Source organism: Aeromicrobium marinum DSM 15272 (assembly GCF_000160775.2).
Classification (GTDB): Bacteria; Actinomycetota; Actinomycetes; order Propionibacteriales; family Nocardioidaceae; genus Aeromicrobium; species Aeromicrobium marinum.
The window spans coordinates 572,407-590,063 of record NZ_CM001024.1 but is presented as its reverse complement, the minus strand read 5'-3'; the positions used below and the strand labels follow the sequence as shown (position 1 = coordinate 590,063).

The 17,657-nt window shown below is 71.6% G+C and carries 20 protein-coding genes; 13 read left to right on the top strand and 7 right to left on the bottom strand.

The features are described from left to right. The first annotated feature begins 467 nt into the window (after nucleotides 1-467). Complete coding sequence (locus HMPREF0063_RS03190; protein WP_007077214.1) at nucleotides 468-1,277, top strand: siderophore-interacting protein; 810 nt, start codon at nucleotides 468-470, stop codon at nucleotides 1,275-1,277. Between the two features lie 19 nt (nucleotides 1,278-1,296). On the opposite strand, the gene HMPREF0063_RS03185 is transcribed toward HMPREF0063_RS03190, so the two are convergent. The 5 genes from HMPREF0063_RS03185 to arr form a co-directional block, all read right to left on the bottom strand. Further along, nucleotides 1,297-1,548, bottom strand: coding sequence for a hypothetical protein (locus tag HMPREF0063_RS03185; protein WP_007077213.1), 252 nt, complete (start codon nucleotides 1,546-1,548; stop codon nucleotides 1,297-1,299). 75 nt (nucleotides 1,549-1,623) lie between these two features. Next, entirely contained in the window at nucleotides 1,624-2,460 is an 837-nt protein-coding gene (locus HMPREF0063_RS03180; RefSeq protein WP_007077212.1) for a sigma-70 family RNA polymerase sigma factor, read from the bottom strand. A gap of 55 nt (nucleotides 2,461-2,515) precedes the next feature. Next, nucleotides 2,516-2,851, bottom strand: coding sequence for a DUF1048 domain-containing protein (locus HMPREF0063_RS03175; RefSeq protein ID WP_211208751.1), 336 nt, complete (start codon nucleotides 2,849-2,851; stop codon nucleotides 2,516-2,518). Nucleotides 2,852-2,853: 2 nt separating this feature from the next. Next, the gene (locus HMPREF0063_RS03170) at nucleotides 2,854-3,183 is read right to left on the bottom strand and encodes a PadR family transcriptional regulator (RefSeq protein WP_007077210.1); all 330 of its coding nucleotides are present in this window, start codon (nucleotides 3,181-3,183) and stop codon (nucleotides 2,854-2,856) included. An 85-nt stretch (nucleotides 3,184-3,268) separates the two neighbouring features. Then, nucleotides 3,269-3,697, bottom strand: coding sequence for an NAD(+)--rifampin ADP-ribosyltransferase (arr, locus tag HMPREF0063_RS03165; RefSeq protein WP_007077209.1), 429 nt, complete (start codon nucleotides 3,695-3,697; stop codon nucleotides 3,269-3,271). Nucleotides 3,698-3,802: 105 nt separating this feature from the next. Between arr and HMPREF0063_RS16740 the strand changes: the two genes are divergently transcribed. Further along, nucleotides 3,803-4,174: a MerR family transcriptional regulator gene (locus HMPREF0063_RS16740; RefSeq protein WP_007077208.1), complete on the top strand. Its 372-nt coding sequence runs from the start codon at nucleotides 3,803-3,805 to the stop codon at nucleotides 4,172-4,174. Nucleotides 4,175-4,471: 297 nt separating this feature from the next. Continuing rightward, a complete protein-coding gene (locus tag HMPREF0063_RS16920) occupies nucleotides 4,472-4,609 on the top strand; it encodes a hypothetical protein (protein WP_007077207.1) in 138 nt (45 codons plus the stop codon). 25 nt (nucleotides 4,610-4,634) lie between these two features. Here the strand turns inward: HMPREF0063_RS16920 and HMPREF0063_RS03150 are convergent, their stop codons facing one another. Continuing rightward, entirely contained in the window at nucleotides 4,635-5,423 is a 789-nt protein-coding gene (locus HMPREF0063_RS03150; RefSeq protein ID WP_007077206.1) for a phosphatase PAP2 family protein, read from the bottom strand. 105 nt (nucleotides 5,424-5,528) lie between these two features. Between HMPREF0063_RS03150 and HMPREF0063_RS03145 the strand changes: the two genes are divergently transcribed. The 8 genes from HMPREF0063_RS03145 (at nucleotide 5,529) to HMPREF0063_RS03110 (ending at nucleotide 13,586) form a co-directional block, all read left to right on the top strand. Next, nucleotides 5,529-6,626, top strand: coding sequence for a calcium/sodium antiporter (locus HMPREF0063_RS03145; protein ID WP_007077205.1), 1,098 nt, complete (start codon nucleotides 5,529-5,531; stop codon nucleotides 6,624-6,626). A gap of 57 nt (nucleotides 6,627-6,683) precedes the next feature. Beyond that, a complete protein-coding gene (locus tag HMPREF0063_RS03140; RefSeq protein ID WP_007077204.1) occupies nucleotides 6,684-6,959 on the top strand; it encodes a hypothetical protein in 276 nt (91 codons plus the stop codon). 57 nt (nucleotides 6,960-7,016) lie between these two features. Further along, complete coding sequence (locus HMPREF0063_RS03135) at nucleotides 7,017-8,267, top strand: FAD-binding domain-containing protein (RefSeq protein WP_007077203.1); 1,251 nt, start codon at nucleotides 7,017-7,019, stop codon at nucleotides 8,265-8,267. An 86-nt stretch (nucleotides 8,268-8,353) separates the two neighbouring features. After that, entirely contained in the window at nucleotides 8,354-10,927 is a 2,574-nt protein-coding gene (locus HMPREF0063_RS03130; RefSeq protein ID WP_050760895.1) for a hypothetical protein, read from the top strand. 67 nt (nucleotides 10,928-10,994) lie between these two features. Next, the gene (locus HMPREF0063_RS03125; RefSeq protein WP_007077201.1) at nucleotides 10,995-11,927 is read left to right on the top strand and encodes an ABC transporter ATP-binding protein; all 933 of its coding nucleotides are present in this window, start codon (nucleotides 10,995-10,997) and stop codon (nucleotides 11,925-11,927) included. After that, on the top strand, nucleotides 11,924-12,799 hold the full coding sequence (locus HMPREF0063_RS03120; RefSeq protein ID WP_007077200.1) for an ABC transporter permease: 876 nt from the start codon (nucleotides 11,924-11,926) through the stop codon (nucleotides 12,797-12,799). The genes HMPREF0063_RS03125 and HMPREF0063_RS03120 overlap by 4 nt, the downstream gene beginning before the upstream one ends. Beyond that, nucleotides 12,800-13,042: a helix-turn-helix transcriptional regulator gene (locus HMPREF0063_RS03115; RefSeq protein WP_007077199.1), complete on the top strand. Its 243-nt coding sequence runs from the start codon at nucleotides 12,800-12,802 to the stop codon at nucleotides 13,040-13,042. A gap of 61 nt (nucleotides 13,043-13,103) precedes the next feature. Next, nucleotides 13,104-13,586: a nuclear transport factor 2 family protein gene (locus HMPREF0063_RS03110; protein ID WP_007077198.1), complete on the top strand. Its 483-nt coding sequence runs from the start codon at nucleotides 13,104-13,106 to the stop codon at nucleotides 13,584-13,586. Here HMPREF0063_RS03110 and HMPREF0063_RS03105 read toward each other — a convergent pair. Then, entirely contained in the window at nucleotides 13,576-15,675 is a 2,100-nt protein-coding gene (locus tag HMPREF0063_RS03105) for an MMPL family transporter (RefSeq protein WP_007077197.1), read from the bottom strand. The genes HMPREF0063_RS03110 and HMPREF0063_RS03105 overlap by 11 nt on opposite strands. Before the next feature lie 132 nt (nucleotides 15,676-15,807). On the opposite strand from HMPREF0063_RS03105, the gene HMPREF0063_RS03100 reads away from it, so the two are divergent. Together HMPREF0063_RS03100 and HMPREF0063_RS03095 are read left to right on the top strand one after the other, a co-directional pair. Further along, the gene (locus tag HMPREF0063_RS03100) at nucleotides 15,808-16,953 is read left to right on the top strand and encodes a sensor histidine kinase (protein WP_007077195.1); all 1,146 of its coding nucleotides are present in this window, start codon (nucleotides 15,808-15,810) and stop codon (nucleotides 16,951-16,953) included. Next, complete coding sequence (locus tag HMPREF0063_RS03095; RefSeq protein WP_007077194.1) at nucleotides 16,950-17,606, top strand: response regulator; 657 nt, start codon at nucleotides 16,950-16,952, stop codon at nucleotides 17,604-17,606. The genes HMPREF0063_RS03100 and HMPREF0063_RS03095 overlap by 4 nt, the downstream gene beginning before the upstream one ends. The last annotated feature ends 51 nt before the right edge of the window (nucleotides 17,607-17,657 follow it).

Below are 17,657 nucleotides of genomic sequence, written 5' to 3'. Positions count from 1 at the left end.
GGTCCTTGGCGGAGGTCGCCTCGGGCTCCGCCCTCACGGTCGCTCCGCTCCCTGGCGACCACCACCCACGCGTTCGCCAGCCCGAGCTTGCGAGGGCGTGAGCGAAGCGAGGCGAACCTTGCGTGAGCGTCGCCTCGGGCTCCGCCCTCACGGTCGCTCCGCTCCCTGGCGACCATGAGGGGCGTGGTTTCGAGGCTGCTCGTTCCTCGCAGCACCTCAACCACCGCGCCGTCGCGACCAGGTGTTCGCCAGCCCGAGCTTGCGAGGGCGTGAGCGAAGCGAGGCGAACCTTGCGTGAGTGTCCGCCTCGGGCTCGTTCCTCGCCCTCACGGTCGCTCCGCTCCCTGGCGAACGAGTGGAAGCGTTCGCCAGCCCGAGCTTGCGAGGGCGTGAGCGCAGCGAGGCGAACCCCACGCCCGCTGGCGACCGCACGTACCCTCGACGCGAGCCCATCGAGGAGGAGACACATGTACGGCACGGTCGTGACCACCGAGCAGCTGACGCCGGACCTGGTGAGGGTCGTCCTCGGCGGCGAGGGGCTCGCGGACTTCACCCCGTCGCCGGACACCGACGCCTATGTCAACGCCTCGTTCCTGCCCGTCGGCGCCCCGTACTCCGTGCCGTTCGACGAGCAGGAGATCCGCCACCTCCCGCGCGAGCTGAGACCGTTCCCCCGTCGGTACACCGTCCGCCGGTGGGACGAGGCCACCCGCGAGCTCACCATCGACTTCGTGGTCCATGGCGACGTCGGTCTGGCCGGTCGCTGGGCTGCCCACGCCGAGCCGGGAGACCGGCTGCAGATGAAGGGGCCCGGCGGCGGCTACCGCCCGCACGACGACGCGGACTGCTACCTGCTGGTCGGCGACGAGAGCGCTCTGCCGGCCATCGCCGCATCGGCGGAGGCGGTGCCCGAGGGCCGGCCCGTCGTGGTCGTCGTCGAGATCGAGTCGTCCGACAGCGAGCTCGTCCTGCACTCCCCCGGCGAGCTCGACGTCCAGTGGGTCCATCGCCGAGGCTCCGCCGGCGACCCCGACACGCTGCTGGTCGAAGCCGTCCAGGCGCTCCCTCGCCCGGGCGGCGTGGTCAGTGCGTTCGTGCACGGCGAGGCGGTCGCGGTGCGCGCGGTCCGACGCCACCTGCTCGCCGGCGGCATCGTCGATCGCGACCGGCTGTCGGTCTCGCCGTACTGGCGTCGCGGCCACACCGACGAGCAGTGGCGCAGCATCAAGGCGGACTGGCAGCGCGAGGTCGAGACCGACGTGCCGCTCACGACCTGATCGGCTCGCCGGCCCGGGCCTACTCCGCCGACGTCTCGTCGTCCGGCAGATCGGCGAAGGCCTTCTTCGCCCCGAGGTACCAGTCGAGCGACTTCTTGGGTCGCTTCCACCGGCCCTTCATGGCGTCGCGCGCCTCCTGGTGGCTGGCGTCACCGGCCTGCTCGGCGTCCTTGAGGTGCTGGTCCTGAGCGATGATCACGTCGTCCGCCGTCTCGCCGCGATGCTCCAGGTCGCACGGGCCGCCGAGCTGGCGGCAGGTCATGGTCTTCATGGGGTTCCTCTCCGTGGATGGTCGGTTCACCTGTCTGACGACTGCCGCGCCGGAAGTGTGACCGCTCCGAGGCGGTCAGTCGTCGATCGGGTCCGGAGCGCGGCGGACGACGCCGGCAAGCACGTCCGGATCGGCACGGAAGTCGATGCGCCCCACGAGCCCGTCCTGCACCGTGAAGTCGAACAGGACCTTGGCCTCCCCCCGATGGAACCACGCGGCACCCGGGCGCCCGCCGACGGTGACCGGGAGGGCCGCGTGCGCCGAGCCGTTGAAGAACTCCGCGACCTCCTGCCGACCGCTGATCCGTTCGGGCGTCCCGGCCAGGATCGCGGCCGCATCGGATCCGACCTCGACCTGAGGAGCGAGCACCCCGAGGAGCCGCTCGAACTCGCCGTTGCGGGCCGCCGCCATGAAGGCGTCGACGACGCGCGCGTCGGCCCTGCGGTGTCCCTCGTCCGCGCCGCCGACCTTGCGCCGGGCCCGGGACGCCAGCTGACGGGCCGCCGCCGGCGTGACGTCGAGGATCTCGGCCACGGTGGTGAACTCGACCCCGAAGCTGTCGTGCAGCACCAGCGCGACCCGCTCAGCAGGCGAGAGCCGGTCGAGCACGACGTGCAACGCGGCCCCGACCGACTCGGCGAGCTCGATCCGCTCGGTCGGGTCGGGGCCGTGCACCTCGTCCGGCATCTCCTCGACTGCGACAGGCACTCGGGCCCGCAACCGGTCGAGGCACAACCGGGTGGTCACCGTGGTGAGCCAGCCGGGCAGGTTGAGGATGTCCGCCTGCGTGGAGTCCAACCGCAACCACGCCAGCTGCACGACGTCCTCAGCCTCCGCGGAGTCCGACAACACCCGCGAAGCGAGCGTCACGAGACGGGCGCGCTCGAGCTCGAACACCGCCGTACGATCCATCGCCGATCCTCCTCGTCCCGCCGATTCTGCCCGACGGCTCGGACGACAGAGAGGGTCAGGTTGCCGCTCGGATGGCCGCGAGCAGCCGGGTGCGCTCCTTGACGATCCACCGGCCCTCGTCGTAGTTGCCGAGGAAGGCCTCGGCGAACTCGATCGGGTCGTCGCCGACGACGTCGTGGACGCTGCTGCCGGCGGCCGCCGCGGACCGGAACAGGTCCAGCAGGTCGTCCAGCATCGTCAGCACGACCTGTCCGTCGGAGATCATCCCTGCGGTGTGGAAGTAGCGCTCCAGTGCGGTGACGGCGGCACGGTGGCTCTCGGGGAGCTCGTGCACGGCAGCCCTGTACTGCCGGTAGCGGCGCTTGTCGGCGAGCATGCGGGTGAGGAACATGGTCATTCTCCTTCGTGGTGGAGCCGGTCGATGCGGGCGGCGAGGAAGGCCCAGGTGGCCCAGAACTCCTCGAGGTGCTCGCGCCCGCGGTCGTTGAGCGTGTAGACCTTGCGCGGCGGACCCTTCTCCGACGGGACCTTCTCCACGTCGACCAGGCCGCGCTTCTCGATACGGATCAGCAGGGCGTAGACGGTGCCCTCGGCGATGTCGGTGAAGCCCTGGTCCCGCAACGAGGCGGTGATCTCGTAGCCGTAGGCGGACCGGCCGGACAGCAACGCCAGGACGATGCCCTCCAGCGTCCCCTTCAGCATCTCGGTGATCTGCTTGCCCATGCGGGCACCTCCGACTACTCAGCGACAGTGACTACCGGTACGAAGTATCACTGACTAGTGAGGGCGCCAAGCCCGCTCCCGCCGCTCAGTCGTCGATGACCGCGCGACCGTCTCGCTCCAGCTGCGCCAGCCCGTCACGCATCGCCCGGATCTGTTCGGGAGTGTGCCCGGTCCAGTCCTCCAGCTCACCGACGATCCTGACCGGATCGGTCGTGCGGAACGACCGGGTCGGATTGCCGGGGAACTTCCGGTCGGTCACGTTGGGGTCGTCGTGCACCGGCCCGGTCGGTTCGACCACGTAGATCCGTGGCGGACCGTCTCCGACGGCGAGTTCAGCTCCCCAAGCCGCGGCGTCGAGCGTCTCGGTGACGTAGACGTGGTTCGCCGTGCGGTCGCGACCGTAGTTGGACAGCTGCCCGGCGGTCAGCAGGTCACCCACCACGAGATCGGCCCGCGTGCCGTGGAGGAGCACGTCCGGCTCGTGCACCTCGAAGGGCTTCGGCGCGTCCGTCATGGGTCCCCCTCGGTCGATCCGGACAGCAGCCTAGACCGGACCGCATGCCGTGGACGGGCTCCCGGGCTTGCCTCGCACCGTGCGAGGGTCGCTAGGTTCACCGGTGTGAAGGTCTCCGAGCTGTCCCGGCGGACCGGGGTGTCGATCCACCGGCTCCGGCGGTGGGAGGCGGCCGGGCTGGTGCAGGCGCACCGGGACGGACGGGGGGTGCGGCACTTCGACGACGCTGCGGTGCGCGTCGTGACGTTCGTGGCGATGGCCCGGGACCTCGGCTTCGGGCTCGACCGGATCGGCCGGATCGCGCCGGGCTACGCCGCCGGAAGGGTGAGCATCGACGAGTACGTCGGACACCTGCAGACCCGCCTGACCGAGATCGACGCCCAGATCGCCGAGCTGCAGGAACAGCGTCGCCGCGTGGTCGATCACGTGGCGTGGTTCGACGCCCGCCGTCCGCACCCCCTCGAGGAGTCCCCATGACCGACATCGACCCCACCCTGACCCATGTCCGCGACGCCGTCCTCGCGATGCCGATGGCGCGCACGCTCGGCATCGAGTTCACCGCACTGGCACGTGGCCACGTGGAGCTGCGCACCCCGATCGCCGAGGCGATGACGTTTCGTCCGGGTCAGCTGCAGGCCGCGGCCGTGTTCGCCGCGGGCGACTGCGCCGGGGTCTCCGCCGCCGGGACGCTGCTCGCACCGGGCTCCTGGGCCGCGACGATCGACGGGGACGATCAAGCTGGTCGCTCCCGCCACGGGCACCGGCCTCCGCGCCGTGGGGCGGGTCGTCGACGCCGGCCGGCTGCTCACCACCTGCGCGGCCGAGGTCTACGCGGTCGACGGCGACACCGAGCGACTCTGCGCCACCTGGCTCGGGACAGCACGCACCATGACCCCCCGGACGACCGGCTGACCCACACCCGGTCGCACCGCCGGCCTCACCGGCGCGCCTGCTCCTCACGGGCCGGCTGCCGCAGCCTCTCGAAGCGCGGACGCACCAGCGGCAGGCGGGACACCCCGGGGGCGGGGAACACCAGGAGGGCCAGCCCGAGCAGTCCCACCGCCACCGCTCCGTCGAGGAACCAGTGGTTGGCCGTGACCGTCACGACCGTGATCGTGACCGCCGCGTGAGCGACGGCCAGTCGCCGCAGGATCGCGGGGCCGGTGCGCGAGACCACCACGGCGATCAGCACCGACCACCCGACGTGCAGGCTGGGCATGGCGGCGTACTGGTTCGCCACGGCCGCGCTGGCACCGTCGTAGGCCGAGGGACCGTAGACCGTCATCGTGTCGACGAAACCCCAGTCAGGGAACATCCGCGGCGGCGCGAGGGGATACACGATGTGCAGGACCACCGAGAACGCCGTCTGCACGACCATGAGGTTGCGGGCCCAGACGTACTCGGCCCGCGGACGCCGCAGGTACCCCCACAGCAGGAATCCGATGGTGACCGGGAAGTGGACCGCCACGTAGTAGACGTTGGCGGACTCCAACAGGTCGATCGACGGCACCAGGGCCTGCAGGGACGCCTCGGACGGCAGGCGCAGGGCCTGCTGGAGGTTCCTGACGTCGACGGCGTTGGCCAGGGCCGTGCGCTCGGCGTCCAGGGTCACCATCCGGCCGGCCCGGTAGAGCAGGTACACGACCGCGACCAGCCCCAGTTCCAAGGCGGCCGCCAGCAGCCGCGAGCCCGATGAGGCCGCGGGCGCGGTCTGTCGCTCCTGCATGATCCTCTCGTCTACAGCACCCGGGGCCGCGTGTCCAGCACCCGAACGGTGGGTGACGCCGACATGGACGGTGCCCGGCCGCGGGTCGCGCCCTAGGATCTGGTCGTGGAGATCCTCGATGTCGGTCGCGTCCTCGCCGGGTTGGTCCTGCTGATCGGCGGTGGCGAACTCCTCGTCAGGGGAGCCTCGGCCGTCGCCCGGACCGTCGGCATCAGCCCCCTCGTGGTCGGACTGATCGTGGTGTCGGCGGCCACGTCGGCACCCGAGCTGGCCGTCACCCTCGACGCCGTCGCGAGCGGCGAACCCGGCCTCGCGGTGGGCAACGTCGTCGGCAGCAACATCGCCAACATCCTGCTCATCCTCGGCCTCTCGGCCGCGGTCGCGCCGCTGCTGGTCAAGCGCCAGCTGGTGCGGTTCGACCTGCCCGTCATGGTCGGCATCTCCGTGCTGTTCCTCGTGCTGTCGCTCGACGGCAACCTGCAGTGGTGGGACGGCCTCGTGCTGATCGCCTGCCTCGTCGGACACTCGGTCCTGACCGTGCTCATCGGGCGCCGCGAGGCGCTCGACCTGGACGACGGCGACGGAGGCCGGCCATCGACGCCGCTCGCCCTCCTGCTGGTGATCGCGGGCATCGGTGTCCTGGTGGCCGGGGCCAACGTGCTGGTGGACGGGGCGGTCAACATCGCGACCGACTTCGGTGTCAGCAGCCTGGTGGTGGGCCTCACGGTCGTGGCGATCGGCACCTCGCTGCCGGAGCTGGCCACCTCGATCGTCGCGCTGCGTCGCGGCGAGCGCGACCTGGCGGTGGGCAACATCATCGGCAGCAACATCTTCAACATCGGCATGGTGCTCGGCCTGCCGGCGCTCGTCTTCAGCGGCGGCATCCCGGTGCCGGACGCGGCGATCGCCCTCGACCTGCCCCTCATGCTCGCCGCCGCGGTGGCCCTGCTGCCGATCGCCTTCACCGGCTTCGTCGTGTCCCGGTGGGAGGGAGTGCTGTTCGTCGCCCTGTACACGGCCTACCTGGGGTATCTGGTACTCGCCGCGACGCAGCACGACGCCCTCGACGGCTTCACCTCGGTCATGCTGTGGTTCGTGCTCCCCCTCGTGGCGATCACCCTCGTCGTGTTCACGACCTACGAGGTGGGGCTCGCACGGGGCCGCCGGCAGGCGCTGGACGAACGGTCCACGGGCGGTTCGTGACGGCTGCATGAGCGACGACCACCGGGGTACGGAGCCGGTGACGAGGAAGAGGTGGCCATGACGACATCGCACGAGGCCCCATCGCCCTGGCCGGACGAGGACACCGGGCCCGACGAACCACCGCAGTCGGCCGAACAGGCGTGGGCCGCCATGGTCGACGGCCGAGCCGGCGGACGGGGCGACGCCCCGATGCGTATGCGTCCGGAGTCCGGTGACCATCAGCCGGACGCGACCTGGGACGCCGACGACCTGGCCGACGAGATGTCCGAGGAGTCCTTCCCCTCCAGCGATCCACCGTCGACGTGGGTCGGTGACACGCGGCGCAACGGCTGATCGCCGGAGCGGGACGCTCGACTCGTCGCGAGGCCGATCCGCTGCCACGCTGGTCAGGTGCCTGCCCTCCCGCCGCTGCCCCACGTCGACGACACCGACGCCCTGCTGGCCTGGGTGGGTACCCATCTGGGTCACCTGACCCTCGAGGGCCCGGAGGGGATCCGGCCGGGCGGGCACCGCGGTGGCCAGACGGCGGCCGACGGAGCCCTCGCCACGCTCGACATCACCGGGTACTCGCGCTCACGCTCCACCGTGCTCCCCGAGCGGGCGCGTGGCGCCAGCCGGATGTCCCCCTACATCCGTCACGGACTGCTCGACCTGCCGACGGTGTGGGACGCGGTGACCGACGCTCCCGCGTCGGACCGCCGCCGCTACCGCGACGAGCTGCTGTGGCAGGAGTACGCGCGTCACCTCTACGCCCGACTGGGGACCGCGACGGCCGAGCCACTGCGATTCGACCCACCCCGCCCGGCAGCGGACCCGCAGTGGGACGAGCAGATGGCGTGCACGGCTGCGGTGCGCCGCGAGCTGAAGGACGACGGCTGGCTGGTGAACCAGACCCGCATGTGGTGGGCCTCGCACTGGACGGTGCGGCACGGCCGGCACTGGCGCGACGGCGAGGACGACTTCTTCCGACACCTGCTCGACGGCTCACGGGCCGCGAACCGTCTGGGCTGGCAGTGGACGGTCGGCACCGGGACCGGTAAACCCTACGGCTTCAGTCGGTGGCAGGTCGAGAAGCGGGCCCCGCAGCTGTGCCGCTCGTGCGTGCTGAGGGAGGCCTGCCCCGTGCAGGAGTGGCCCGAGGCCCAGGCCGGCCCCGCGGTCGAGGACAGCCCGGTCCGCGCCGGTCGGGCGGCGGGCGCCTCGGGACCCGGCCCGAAGTCCCCCGTCGTCGACGGTGACCCGGCCGCCGTCTGGCTGACCGCGGAGTCACTGGGAGACGCCGACCCCGCGCTCACGGCTCACCCGGACCTGCCGGTCGTCTTCGTGTTCGACGAGCCCCTGCTGCGGTCGTGGCAGCTGTCGGGCAAGCGCCTGGTGTTCCTCACCGAGTGCCTGGCCGACCTGGCGGAGCGGCGCGAGGTCGAGGTGCGCCTCGGCCGGGTCACCGAGGAGCTGGCCGGCACGCCGGTCGCGGTCACGTTCGCCCCGGTGCCGAGATTCGCCCGGCGGGCACCACGCCTTCCGATCGCTGCGCTGCACCCCTGGCCCTGGTTGGCCCGGCCGGTCGAGCAGCGGCTCACCTCGTTCAGCGCCTGGCGCAAGGGCATCGAACGTGGGACGGACCGGTCACCCACGACCTGAAACCGCCTCCGACCAGCGGCCCTTCGGGCTAGGGTGCCGGGATGCTCGGAGTCTGTGATGTGCGTCATACGAGACTGGTCGCGGCGGTGGCCGTCAGCGTCTCCCTCGTCCTGGGCGGCGGGTCCGCGGCCGCTGTCGACCTCGAGCCGGTGGGCCCGCGCGAGGCCGCTGAGCAGCGGACGGAGTCCCACCCCCGGCTGGTGCAGGCGCCCGAGCCGCCCCCGCGCAGCCAGGTGCCGCAGGACCGGTACGCGATGGCCGGCGGCTGCTACACGCTGCAGGACCCGAACGGCGACTGGGTGGTCGCCGCCGACGGCGGCGGCTACACCGTGAGTCCCGAGGCGGGTGACGCCACCGGCTTCCACTTCCAGGCCACCGAGCTCGGCCGCTATCTGCTGTTCGACCCCGCCGAGGCCTTCGTCTCGCGCTCCGGTGGCGTCGAGGCCGCCGACCTGCCCAGCCCGGACGCGGAGTGGACGGTCGACCTCACCGATGACGGGTTCGTGATCGGCGAGCCCGGCGCCTTCCTCACGGTCAGTGGTGGCTCGGTCGGCGTCGGCGAGGCGACCCCGTTCGACCTGCGGCTCACCGACGGCTGCGCGCCGTGGGACGAGATCGAGCTCAACGTCGACGGCCCGGTCTTCGCCGGGACGTCGGCGCTGCAGGAGGTCCGCGGCTACCTCGACGACCACATCCACCACATGGCGTACGGCTTCCTCGGCGGCAACATCCACTGCGGCCGGCCGTGGCACCCGTACGGCGTGAAGTTCGCCCTGGTCGACTGCGACGACCACCTGACGACCCAGGGTCAGCTCGCGCTGCCCGAGATCGTGCTGAGCAACAAGCTGTCCCACGATCCCATCGGCTGGCCGACGTTCGCCGACTGGCCGGCGTGGGACTCCCTCACGCACGAGGGCACGTACTTCCGGTGGGTCGAGCGGGCCTGGCGCGGCGGACAGCGGCTGTGGGTGAACCTGCTGGTCGAGAACAGCACCCTGTGCGCCGCCTACCCCGGGCCCAACAAGACCTGCACCGACCTGGACTCCATCCGCACCCAGGCCCAGCAGACCCGCGACTTCGCGAACTACGTCGACGCGCAGAGCGGCGGGCCAGGCCTGGGCTGGTACCGCGTGGTGACCACTCCGGCCGAGGCCCGTGCCGTCATCAACGAGGGCAAGCTCGCCGTGGTGCTGGGCACCGAGAGCAGCACCCTGTTCGGCTGCCGCACGATCCTGGACTCACCCGCCTCGGAGTGCACCGAGGAGGCTGTCGAAGCGGGACTCGACGAGCTGTCCGAGCTCGGGGTCCGCCAGATGGTCCCGACTCACAAGTTCGACAACGCGTTCTCCGGCGTCAAGGGCGACGAGGGCACCTTCGGCGTGGTGACGAACCTCGGCAACTTCCTGCACAACGGCACGTTCCTCGACATGCGGGCGTGCGCCGACGGCGCTCCGGCCGACAACGCGCAGCTCAATCCCGACGCGCTCCCCGAGCCGAGCCTCGCGAAGCTGGTCGGGGAGCTGTTCGGCGTCGTCGGAGAGGTCAACCCGCTCCCGGTGGCGCTGCCGCTCTACGGGCCGGCACCGCACTGCAACTCCCGCGGCCTGACCGACATGGGCCGCTTCATGCTCGCCGAGATGGTCGAGCGGAACATCATCTACGACGTCGACCACATGAGCGCCAAGGGTCGGTCGGAAGCCCTCGACGAGTTCGAGCAGCTCGGCTACTCCGGCGTCATCTCCAGCCACTCGTGGTCCGACCCCGAGGCGATCCCGCGCATCTTCTCCCTCGGCGGGATGGTGAACTCCTACGCCGGCGACAGCACCGGGTTCGTAGACGAGTGGCACGGCCACGTCGACGACATGGATCCGGACTACTACTTCGGCATGGGCTACGGCGCCGACACCAACGGCCTCGGCCTGCAGGGTGCGCCCCGAGGAGCGGAGGCCGAGGACCCGGTCGAGTACCCGTTCACCGCCCTGTTCGGTGTCGAGGTCGACCAGCAGCGCTCCGGTGAGCGCGTCTACGACGTCAACGTCGACGGCGTCGCCCACTACGGGCTGTACCCGGACTGGATCGAGGACCTGCGGCGGCTCGCCGGCGACGACATCGACGCTGACCTCGTGCGTGGCCCGGAGGCCTACCTGCAGATGTGGGAGCGCGCCGAGGGCATCGGGAACGACGCCTGCCGCCAGCCGGAGCTGCGTCGGCAGGCGGACTCGTTCGACGCCATCACGCCGGGGACGAGCGCCCAGGCCGTCCTCGAGGGGTTCGGCCAGCCGCACCTGCGGCGTGACGACACCTACCGGTACTGCGCCCTCGACGGCGACGACGACGCGACCGTGACGGTGCGGTTCGCCGGCACCGAGGTCGCGTCAGTCGTCACGGGAGGCGACCTTGTCGACGGCCAGGATGGCCCCGGCCAAGGTGACGACCGAGGCGACAATGCCGGGCGTCCGGGCGCGGTGTTCGGCATCGACGGGCGGCCGATCGCCGACGGCTCGGCGGCTGACATCGCGACGGACCGGACCCCGGACCGCGCGACGGATCCGGTCCCCGACGCCGGCGGACCGCCGCTGGCGCTCCTGCTCGGCGGACTGGTGCTGTTCGCGCTCGGCGTGGCGGCCCTGGTGCGCCGGGGCCGAACCGGCCAGGCCTGAGGACAGGCGGCCGGAGCGACGCTCGAGTCCCTGCCGCAGAAATAGCATTCATGCTACGTTTCGTTCCATGAGTCCCCAGTCCCCCGGCTCTGACCCGGTGATGGCGGTGCACGACCTGCGCATGAGCTACAACGACAAGGTCGTGCTCGACGGCGTCACGTTCGACGCCCGGCCGGGTGAGGTCCTGGCGCTCCTCGGCCCCAACGGTGCCGGCAAGAGCACCACGATCGAGATCCTCGAGGGCTTCCGGCACCGGTCCGACGGCGAGGTCTCCGTGCTCGGCCTCGACCCGGCCACGGCCGACGAGACGTGGCGGGCCCGGCTCGGCATCGTCCAGCAGTCGTGGCGTGACCACGGACGCTGGGGTGTGCGGCAGCTGCTCACCCACCTGGGCGCGTACTACGCGCCGTTCTCCACTCCCACCCGGCCCCGCCCGATGGACGTGGACGAGCTGCTGGCCACCGTCGGCCTCACCGAGCACGCCCACCAGAAGGCGGGGTCCCTGTCGGGGGGCCAGCGACGTCGCCTCGACGTCGCGATCGGCATCGTGGGCAGACCCGACGTGCTGTTCCTCGACGAGCCCACCACCGGCTTCGACCCGCAGGCCCGGCGCGAGTTCCACGACGTGGTGCACCGGCTCGCCGACCTGGAGGGCACCACCATCCTGCTCACGACCCACGACCTCGACGAGGCCGAGAAGCTCGCCGACCGCATCCTGATCCTCGCCGGTGGCCGCATCGTCGCCAACGGCAGCGCCGCAGAGCTGTCGCGCGAGGTCGAGGGCCGCACCGAGGTGCGGTGGAGCCGGGGAGGCGAGCACTACGTCCACGCGGCCGCCGACGCGACCCGCTTCGTCCGCGAGCTGTTCGAGCAGCACGGTGACGCCATCGGCGACCTCGAGGTCCGCCGCAGCACCCTGGAGGACAGCTACATGGCCCTGGTCCAGCGCTTCGAGACCGACCCGACGGCGGGAGAGCAACCGCTGGAGGTCGTGCGATGAGCGGCCCGACGACCCTGTCGAGCACACTGCTGCACGCCGCACGCCTGGGCGTGCGGCGTGGCTGGATCGAGACGGTGCACAGCCTGACGAACCGGGCCGACCAGATCTGGATCGTCGTGGTGAACGGCATCTTCATCGCCGTGCTCGTGCTCCAGCGCGACTCCGAGCTCGGGTCCACCGGGTTCTCACTCGCCGTCGCGACCCTGCCCGGGCTCATCGGCATGAACGTCGTCATGGGCGGCTGGATGGGCACCGCGCAGATGCTCGCCGTCGAACGCGAGGACGGCACGCTCCTGCGGGCCAAGTCCACGCCGCACGGGATGCTCGCCTATCTCGTCGCCCGGGTCACCCTGGCCGTGCTCAACACCGCTCTCGGGCTGGTGGTCTTCCTCGTCGCCGGTCTGTTCCTCCTGCCCGGCCTCACCGACGTGCCGATCACGGGCTGGCTGATGCTGCTCGCGGTGTTCGTGCTCGGCATGCTCGCCACGATGCCGTGGGGCGCCGTCGTCGGGGCCTCGGTGAAGTCGGCCGGTGCGGGCTTCGGCCTGACCTTCCTGCCGATGATCGCGCTCATCGCGATCTCCGGCATTTTCTACCCCATCACCGGCATGCCCGACTGGCTCCATCCGGTGGCCCAGGCCTTCCCCGTCTACTGGCTGGGCGCGGGCATGCGGGAGGCCCTGCTGCCCGACGCCGCCGCAGCGGCCGAGCTGGGCGGGCAGTTCCAGACCCTGACGATGTTCGGGGTGCTCGGCGCCTACGCCGTCCTGGGCCTGCTCGTCGCACCCCGGGTGCTGCGGGCCATGGCCCGCAAGGAGTCCGGCTCGGCGGTCGAGAGCCGCAAGGCCAAGGCGATGCAGGGGTGGGGCTGAGTGGCCCCCAGCAGCGAGGTCGTGCACCAGCGCATCGCGATGCTGCGTGCCGAGCGTGGCATCTCGCGGCGGGACCTGGCCGACGGGGTCGGCGTGCACTACCAGACCATCGGCTACCTCGAGCGCGGCGAGTTCAGCCCCAGCCTGCACCTCGCGCTCAGCATCGCCGCGTTCTTCGAGGTACCGGTCGAGGTCGTCTTCTCGCTCGAGCCGTTCCCGCGGCTCGGCGAGCAGACCGCCTGACGTCAGCCCGTGACCGGCCGGCCCCTTCCGCAAACCTAGAACACGTTCTAGGTTTGCCCCCATGGACCTCGTCGCGATCGAAGAGATCAAGCGCCTCAAGCACCGCTACTTCCGCACGCTCGACCTGAAGCTCTGGGACGAGTTCGGCGACTGTCTCACCGAGGACGTCAGCGCCCGCTACGGCACGCAGGCCATGGACCAGCCCGTGCACCACGACAACCGCGCGGACGTCGTGGACTTCATGGCGAAGAACCTCGGCCCGGGCGTCATCACCGTCCACGTCGCCCAGCACCCGGAGATCGACCTCGACGGCGACACCGCGACCGGTTCGTGGGCTTTCGAGGACACCGTGATCGTCCCGGACTTCGCGATCATCATCCGCGGTGCCGGCTACTACACCGACCGCTACCAGCGGGACGCCGGCGGCACGTGGCGGATCGCCGCCACCGCGTACGAACGCATCTACGAGTCGATGACCTCGCTCGAGGACACCCCCAGCTTCAAGCTGATCGCGAACCGGTGGGACCCGACCCTCAAGCATTGACGGTCACCGGCGCATCCTCCGGCTCGTGGTCCAGCTGCGGGAGCCGGCGGTCCAGCCACCCCGGCAGCCACCAGTTCGCGTCGCCGAGCAGCTTCATGGTGGCCGGGACGAGCACCAGACGGACGACGGTCGCGTCGAGGAAGATCGCGGTGGCCAGCCCCACGCCCATCATCTTCACGACCGGGTCGCTGCCCAGGATGAAGCCCGAGAAGACGGCGACCATGATCAGCGCGGCCGCGGTGATGGTGCGTCCGGTGCCGGCGATCCCCGCCACGACCGCCCGGGTGTTGTCGCCGCAGCGGCGGTACTCCTCGCGCACCCGTGACAGCAGGAACACCTCGTAGTCCATCGAGAGCCCGAACAGGATCGCGAACATGAACAGCGGGATGAACGACACGATCGGCACGGCCTGTTCCACCCCGATCAGCCCGGCCCCCCAGCCCCACTGGAAGACCATGACGAGCACCCCGTAGGCCGCGCCGACGCTCAGCAGGTTCAGCACCACCGCCTTCAGCGGCACCAGCACCGACCGGAACAGCACCATGAGCAGCAGGAACGACAGCACCAGCACGGCCACCACGAAGCGCGGCATCCGCTCCTGGACCCGGTCACCCAGGTCGGCGAACGTGGCGGTCTGACCGCCGACGTGAGCCGTGGCCCCGGTGCCGTCGAGCACCGCCGGGAACACCTCGCCGCGCAGTCTCGCGACGGTCTCCTGCGTGGCTTCGTCCTGGGGCGAGGTGGTCGGCTGCGCCACCAGGGTCGCGACGCCCGCGGCACGGTCGACCACCGGGTCGCCGACAGCGGTGATGCCCGGGTCGGCCGCGACCGCCGCGGTCAGCGCAGCCACGACGGACCCGCCGCCGGAGATGTCGACCGCGATCACCAGCGGCCCGTTGGCCCCGGGACCGAACCCCTCCGCGATGAGGTCGTAGGCGCGACGCTCGGTCCTCGACTCGGGCTTGGTCCCGTCGTCGGGGAATCCGAGGTTGAGTGCGAGGACGGGCGCGGCCAGCGCGACCATGAGGACCACGCCGCCGGCGAGGTAAGCCGTCGCGTGACGGGTCACGTGGGTCCCCCAGCGGTACCAGCCGGCGCTCGGACGGTGCGGCCTGCGCCGGCGCCCGTTGATCCTCTCCCCGGTCAGGCCGAGCAGCGCGGGGAGGAGGGTGACGGAGGCGAGCACCATCACGAACACCATGACGGAGATGGCGATACCGCCGCCGCTCACGAACGGGATCCCCGCGAACAGCAGCCCGAGGATCGCCACGACGACAGTGCCGCCGGCGAAGATCACCGCCTGCCCGGCCGTCGCCAGCGCCCGACCGGCTGCTTCGGGGACCGACATCCCCTGGGCCAGGTGTTCGCGGTGCCGGGTGACAAGGAAGAGCGCGTAGTCGATGCCGACGCCGAGACCGACCATGGCCGCGAGCTGGGGCGCCCAGGCCGGGATGTCGATCAGGTAGGTCACCAACGCCATCGAGGAGAAGCCGACGACCAGACCGAACAGCGCCATGCCGATCGGCAGCCCCATCGCGACGAACGACCCGAAGGCGACCAGCAGCACGATCATCGCGACCACGATCCCGGCGACCTCGCCGAGGCCGGTGGGCGCCTCCTCGAACGCGAAGAACAGGTCACCTCCGGTCTCCAGGGTCAGCGACGAGTCGTCGCGCAGGTCGGCGACGGCCTCCTTGAGCAGGTCCAGGTCGGCGGCGTCCAGGCGGTCGATCGTCGGGTACTGCACCCGCACGAGCGCGATGGTGCCGTCCGGCGAGAAGGTGCTGGTCGTGCTGATCACCCGCGGGAGCGCCTCGAGGGCAGCCTGCACCGGCGGCAGCTCGGCGGCAGCGTCCGGGGCCTGCAGCACGACGTGGGCGGTGAGGCCGCCCTCGTCCGCGCTGGCCTCGTCGAGCAGCTCGGCTGCCAGGTAGGAGTCGAGGCCGGGGGCCTCGAAGCTCTCCTCCAGGTCACGACCGAAGGCGACGGAGGAGGCGATGACGACGAACGCGAGCACGGCCCACGCGCCGATCGCGACCCAGGGACGGGTGGCGGCGGACCGGCCGAGCCGGTGGAGGAGATTCGACATGCGTCCACCGTGTCGGCGCGGGGACCCCCGCACATCGGGCTCCGGACCGGGAACCGGCTCGGCCGAAAGGACCAGAGATGCCTCGTGCTCGTGCCCGGTACGCGGGCGCTTGCCGCTGTCTAGGCTGCAGGGATGTTCACCGCCTTCCTCCGCTCGGTCCTCGCCGAGCCCCGCGCCCCGCAGCCGCCGGCGCGGGCGTGGTGGGACTGGGTTCTGGTCGGCGCCCTGCTGGTCACGGCCGCGGGCGAGGCGGTCCTCCGCCCTGACCTCGAGATGCGCCCGCTGGCCGCTGCGGTCGCGCTCCTGGTGATCCCGGTCCTGCTGTGGCGCCGCACCCATCCGCTGCCGGCGACGGCGGTCGGCTTCGGCGGGGCGATGGTCCTGCTCCTGCCGACAATCCTGGGCGACGCCGACGAGGTGGGGCTCAACACCATGGCCGCCGTCCTGCTGCTGCCGTACGCGCTGTACCGCTGGGCATCCGGCCCGGAGGCCCTGGTCGGGACGGCCGTCGTGGCCGTTCCCGCCGGCCTGGGGCTCGCGGCCAGTGGAAGTCTCGGCGACGTGGTCGGCGGCACCACCGTGCTGGTCGCGTCGTTCGCCCTCGGGGCCGCCATGCGGTACCGCGCGGTGGCCCGCCAGCGCGAGGTGCAGCAGGTCAGGACGCTCGAGCGCGGCGAGCTCGCCCGCGAGCTGCACGACACCGTCGCGCACCACGTGTCGGCCATCGCGATCCAGGCCCAGGCAGGACGCGCGGTGGCGGCCACCGACCCGGCATCGGCGGTCGAGGCCCTCGCGGTGATCGAGGCCGAGGCGTCGAGGACCCTGTACGAGATGCGCACGATGGTCCGCGTGCTGCGTGCGGTCGACGGGGGCGACGGCGGACCGGCCGACTACGCTCCGCAGCGCGGCGTCGGCGACCTGGACGAGCTGGGCCGGATGAGCCCGACGGTGCGGGTGCATCGCGCCGGCGACCTCGACGGGCTGCCGCAACCGGTCGACACGGCGGTCTACCGGATCTGCCAGGAGTCGGTCACCAACGCGATCCGGCACGCGCTGAACGCCACGGCGGTCACGGTGGAGGTCACCGGCGACGTCGGCGTCGTACGGTTGCGTGTGCACGACGACGGAGAGGCAGCCCGCCCGACGACGCCCATGGGCTACGGACTGCTCGGGATGGCCGAACGGGCCAAGCTGCTCGGCGGCACCTTCGAAGCCGGCCCCGACCCGGCCGGCGGATGGACCGTCGACGCGACCCTCCCGCGGGACGTGCCGCGATGACGACCCGGGTGGTGGTCGCCGACGACCAGCTGCTGGTGCGCACCGGACTCACCATGATCCTCAACGCGCAGCCCGGGATCGAGGTCGTCGGTGAGGCGACCGACGGCCACGAGGCAGTCGACGTGGCCCGTCGGCTGCGCCCCGACGTGTGCCTGTTCGACATCCGGATGCCCGGCATCGACGGTGTCGAGGCCACCCGGCGGCTCGCCGGCCCGGGCGTCGAGGACCCCCTGGCCATCGTGATCATCACGACCTTCGACCTCGACGAGTACGTCCACGGTGCGCTCAAGGCGGGCGCCCGCGGCTTCCTGCTCAAGGACGCCGGACCGGAGTTGTTGGTCCAGGCGATCCACGCGGCCGCGAACGGCGACGCGCTCATCTCCCCCGACATCACCCGCCGCCTGCTCACCACGCTGGCCGGCCTCGAGCGGGCCACCCCGCCGGCCCAGCCGATCGAACCGCTCACCGAGCGCGAGGAGGAGGTGCTGCTCACCGTCGCCCGCGGCCGCACCAACGCCGAGATCGCCGACGAGCTGCACATCACCCTCAGCACGGTGAAGACCCATGTCGCCGCACTCATGAACAAGCTCGGCGCCCGCAACCGCGTCGAGGTCGCCATGTGGGCCTACGAGACGGGGCGGGTCCCGGGGTAGCAGGACACGGGTGCCGGTCCTGCTCCGTCCGTCCGTCGACGATGACGCCCG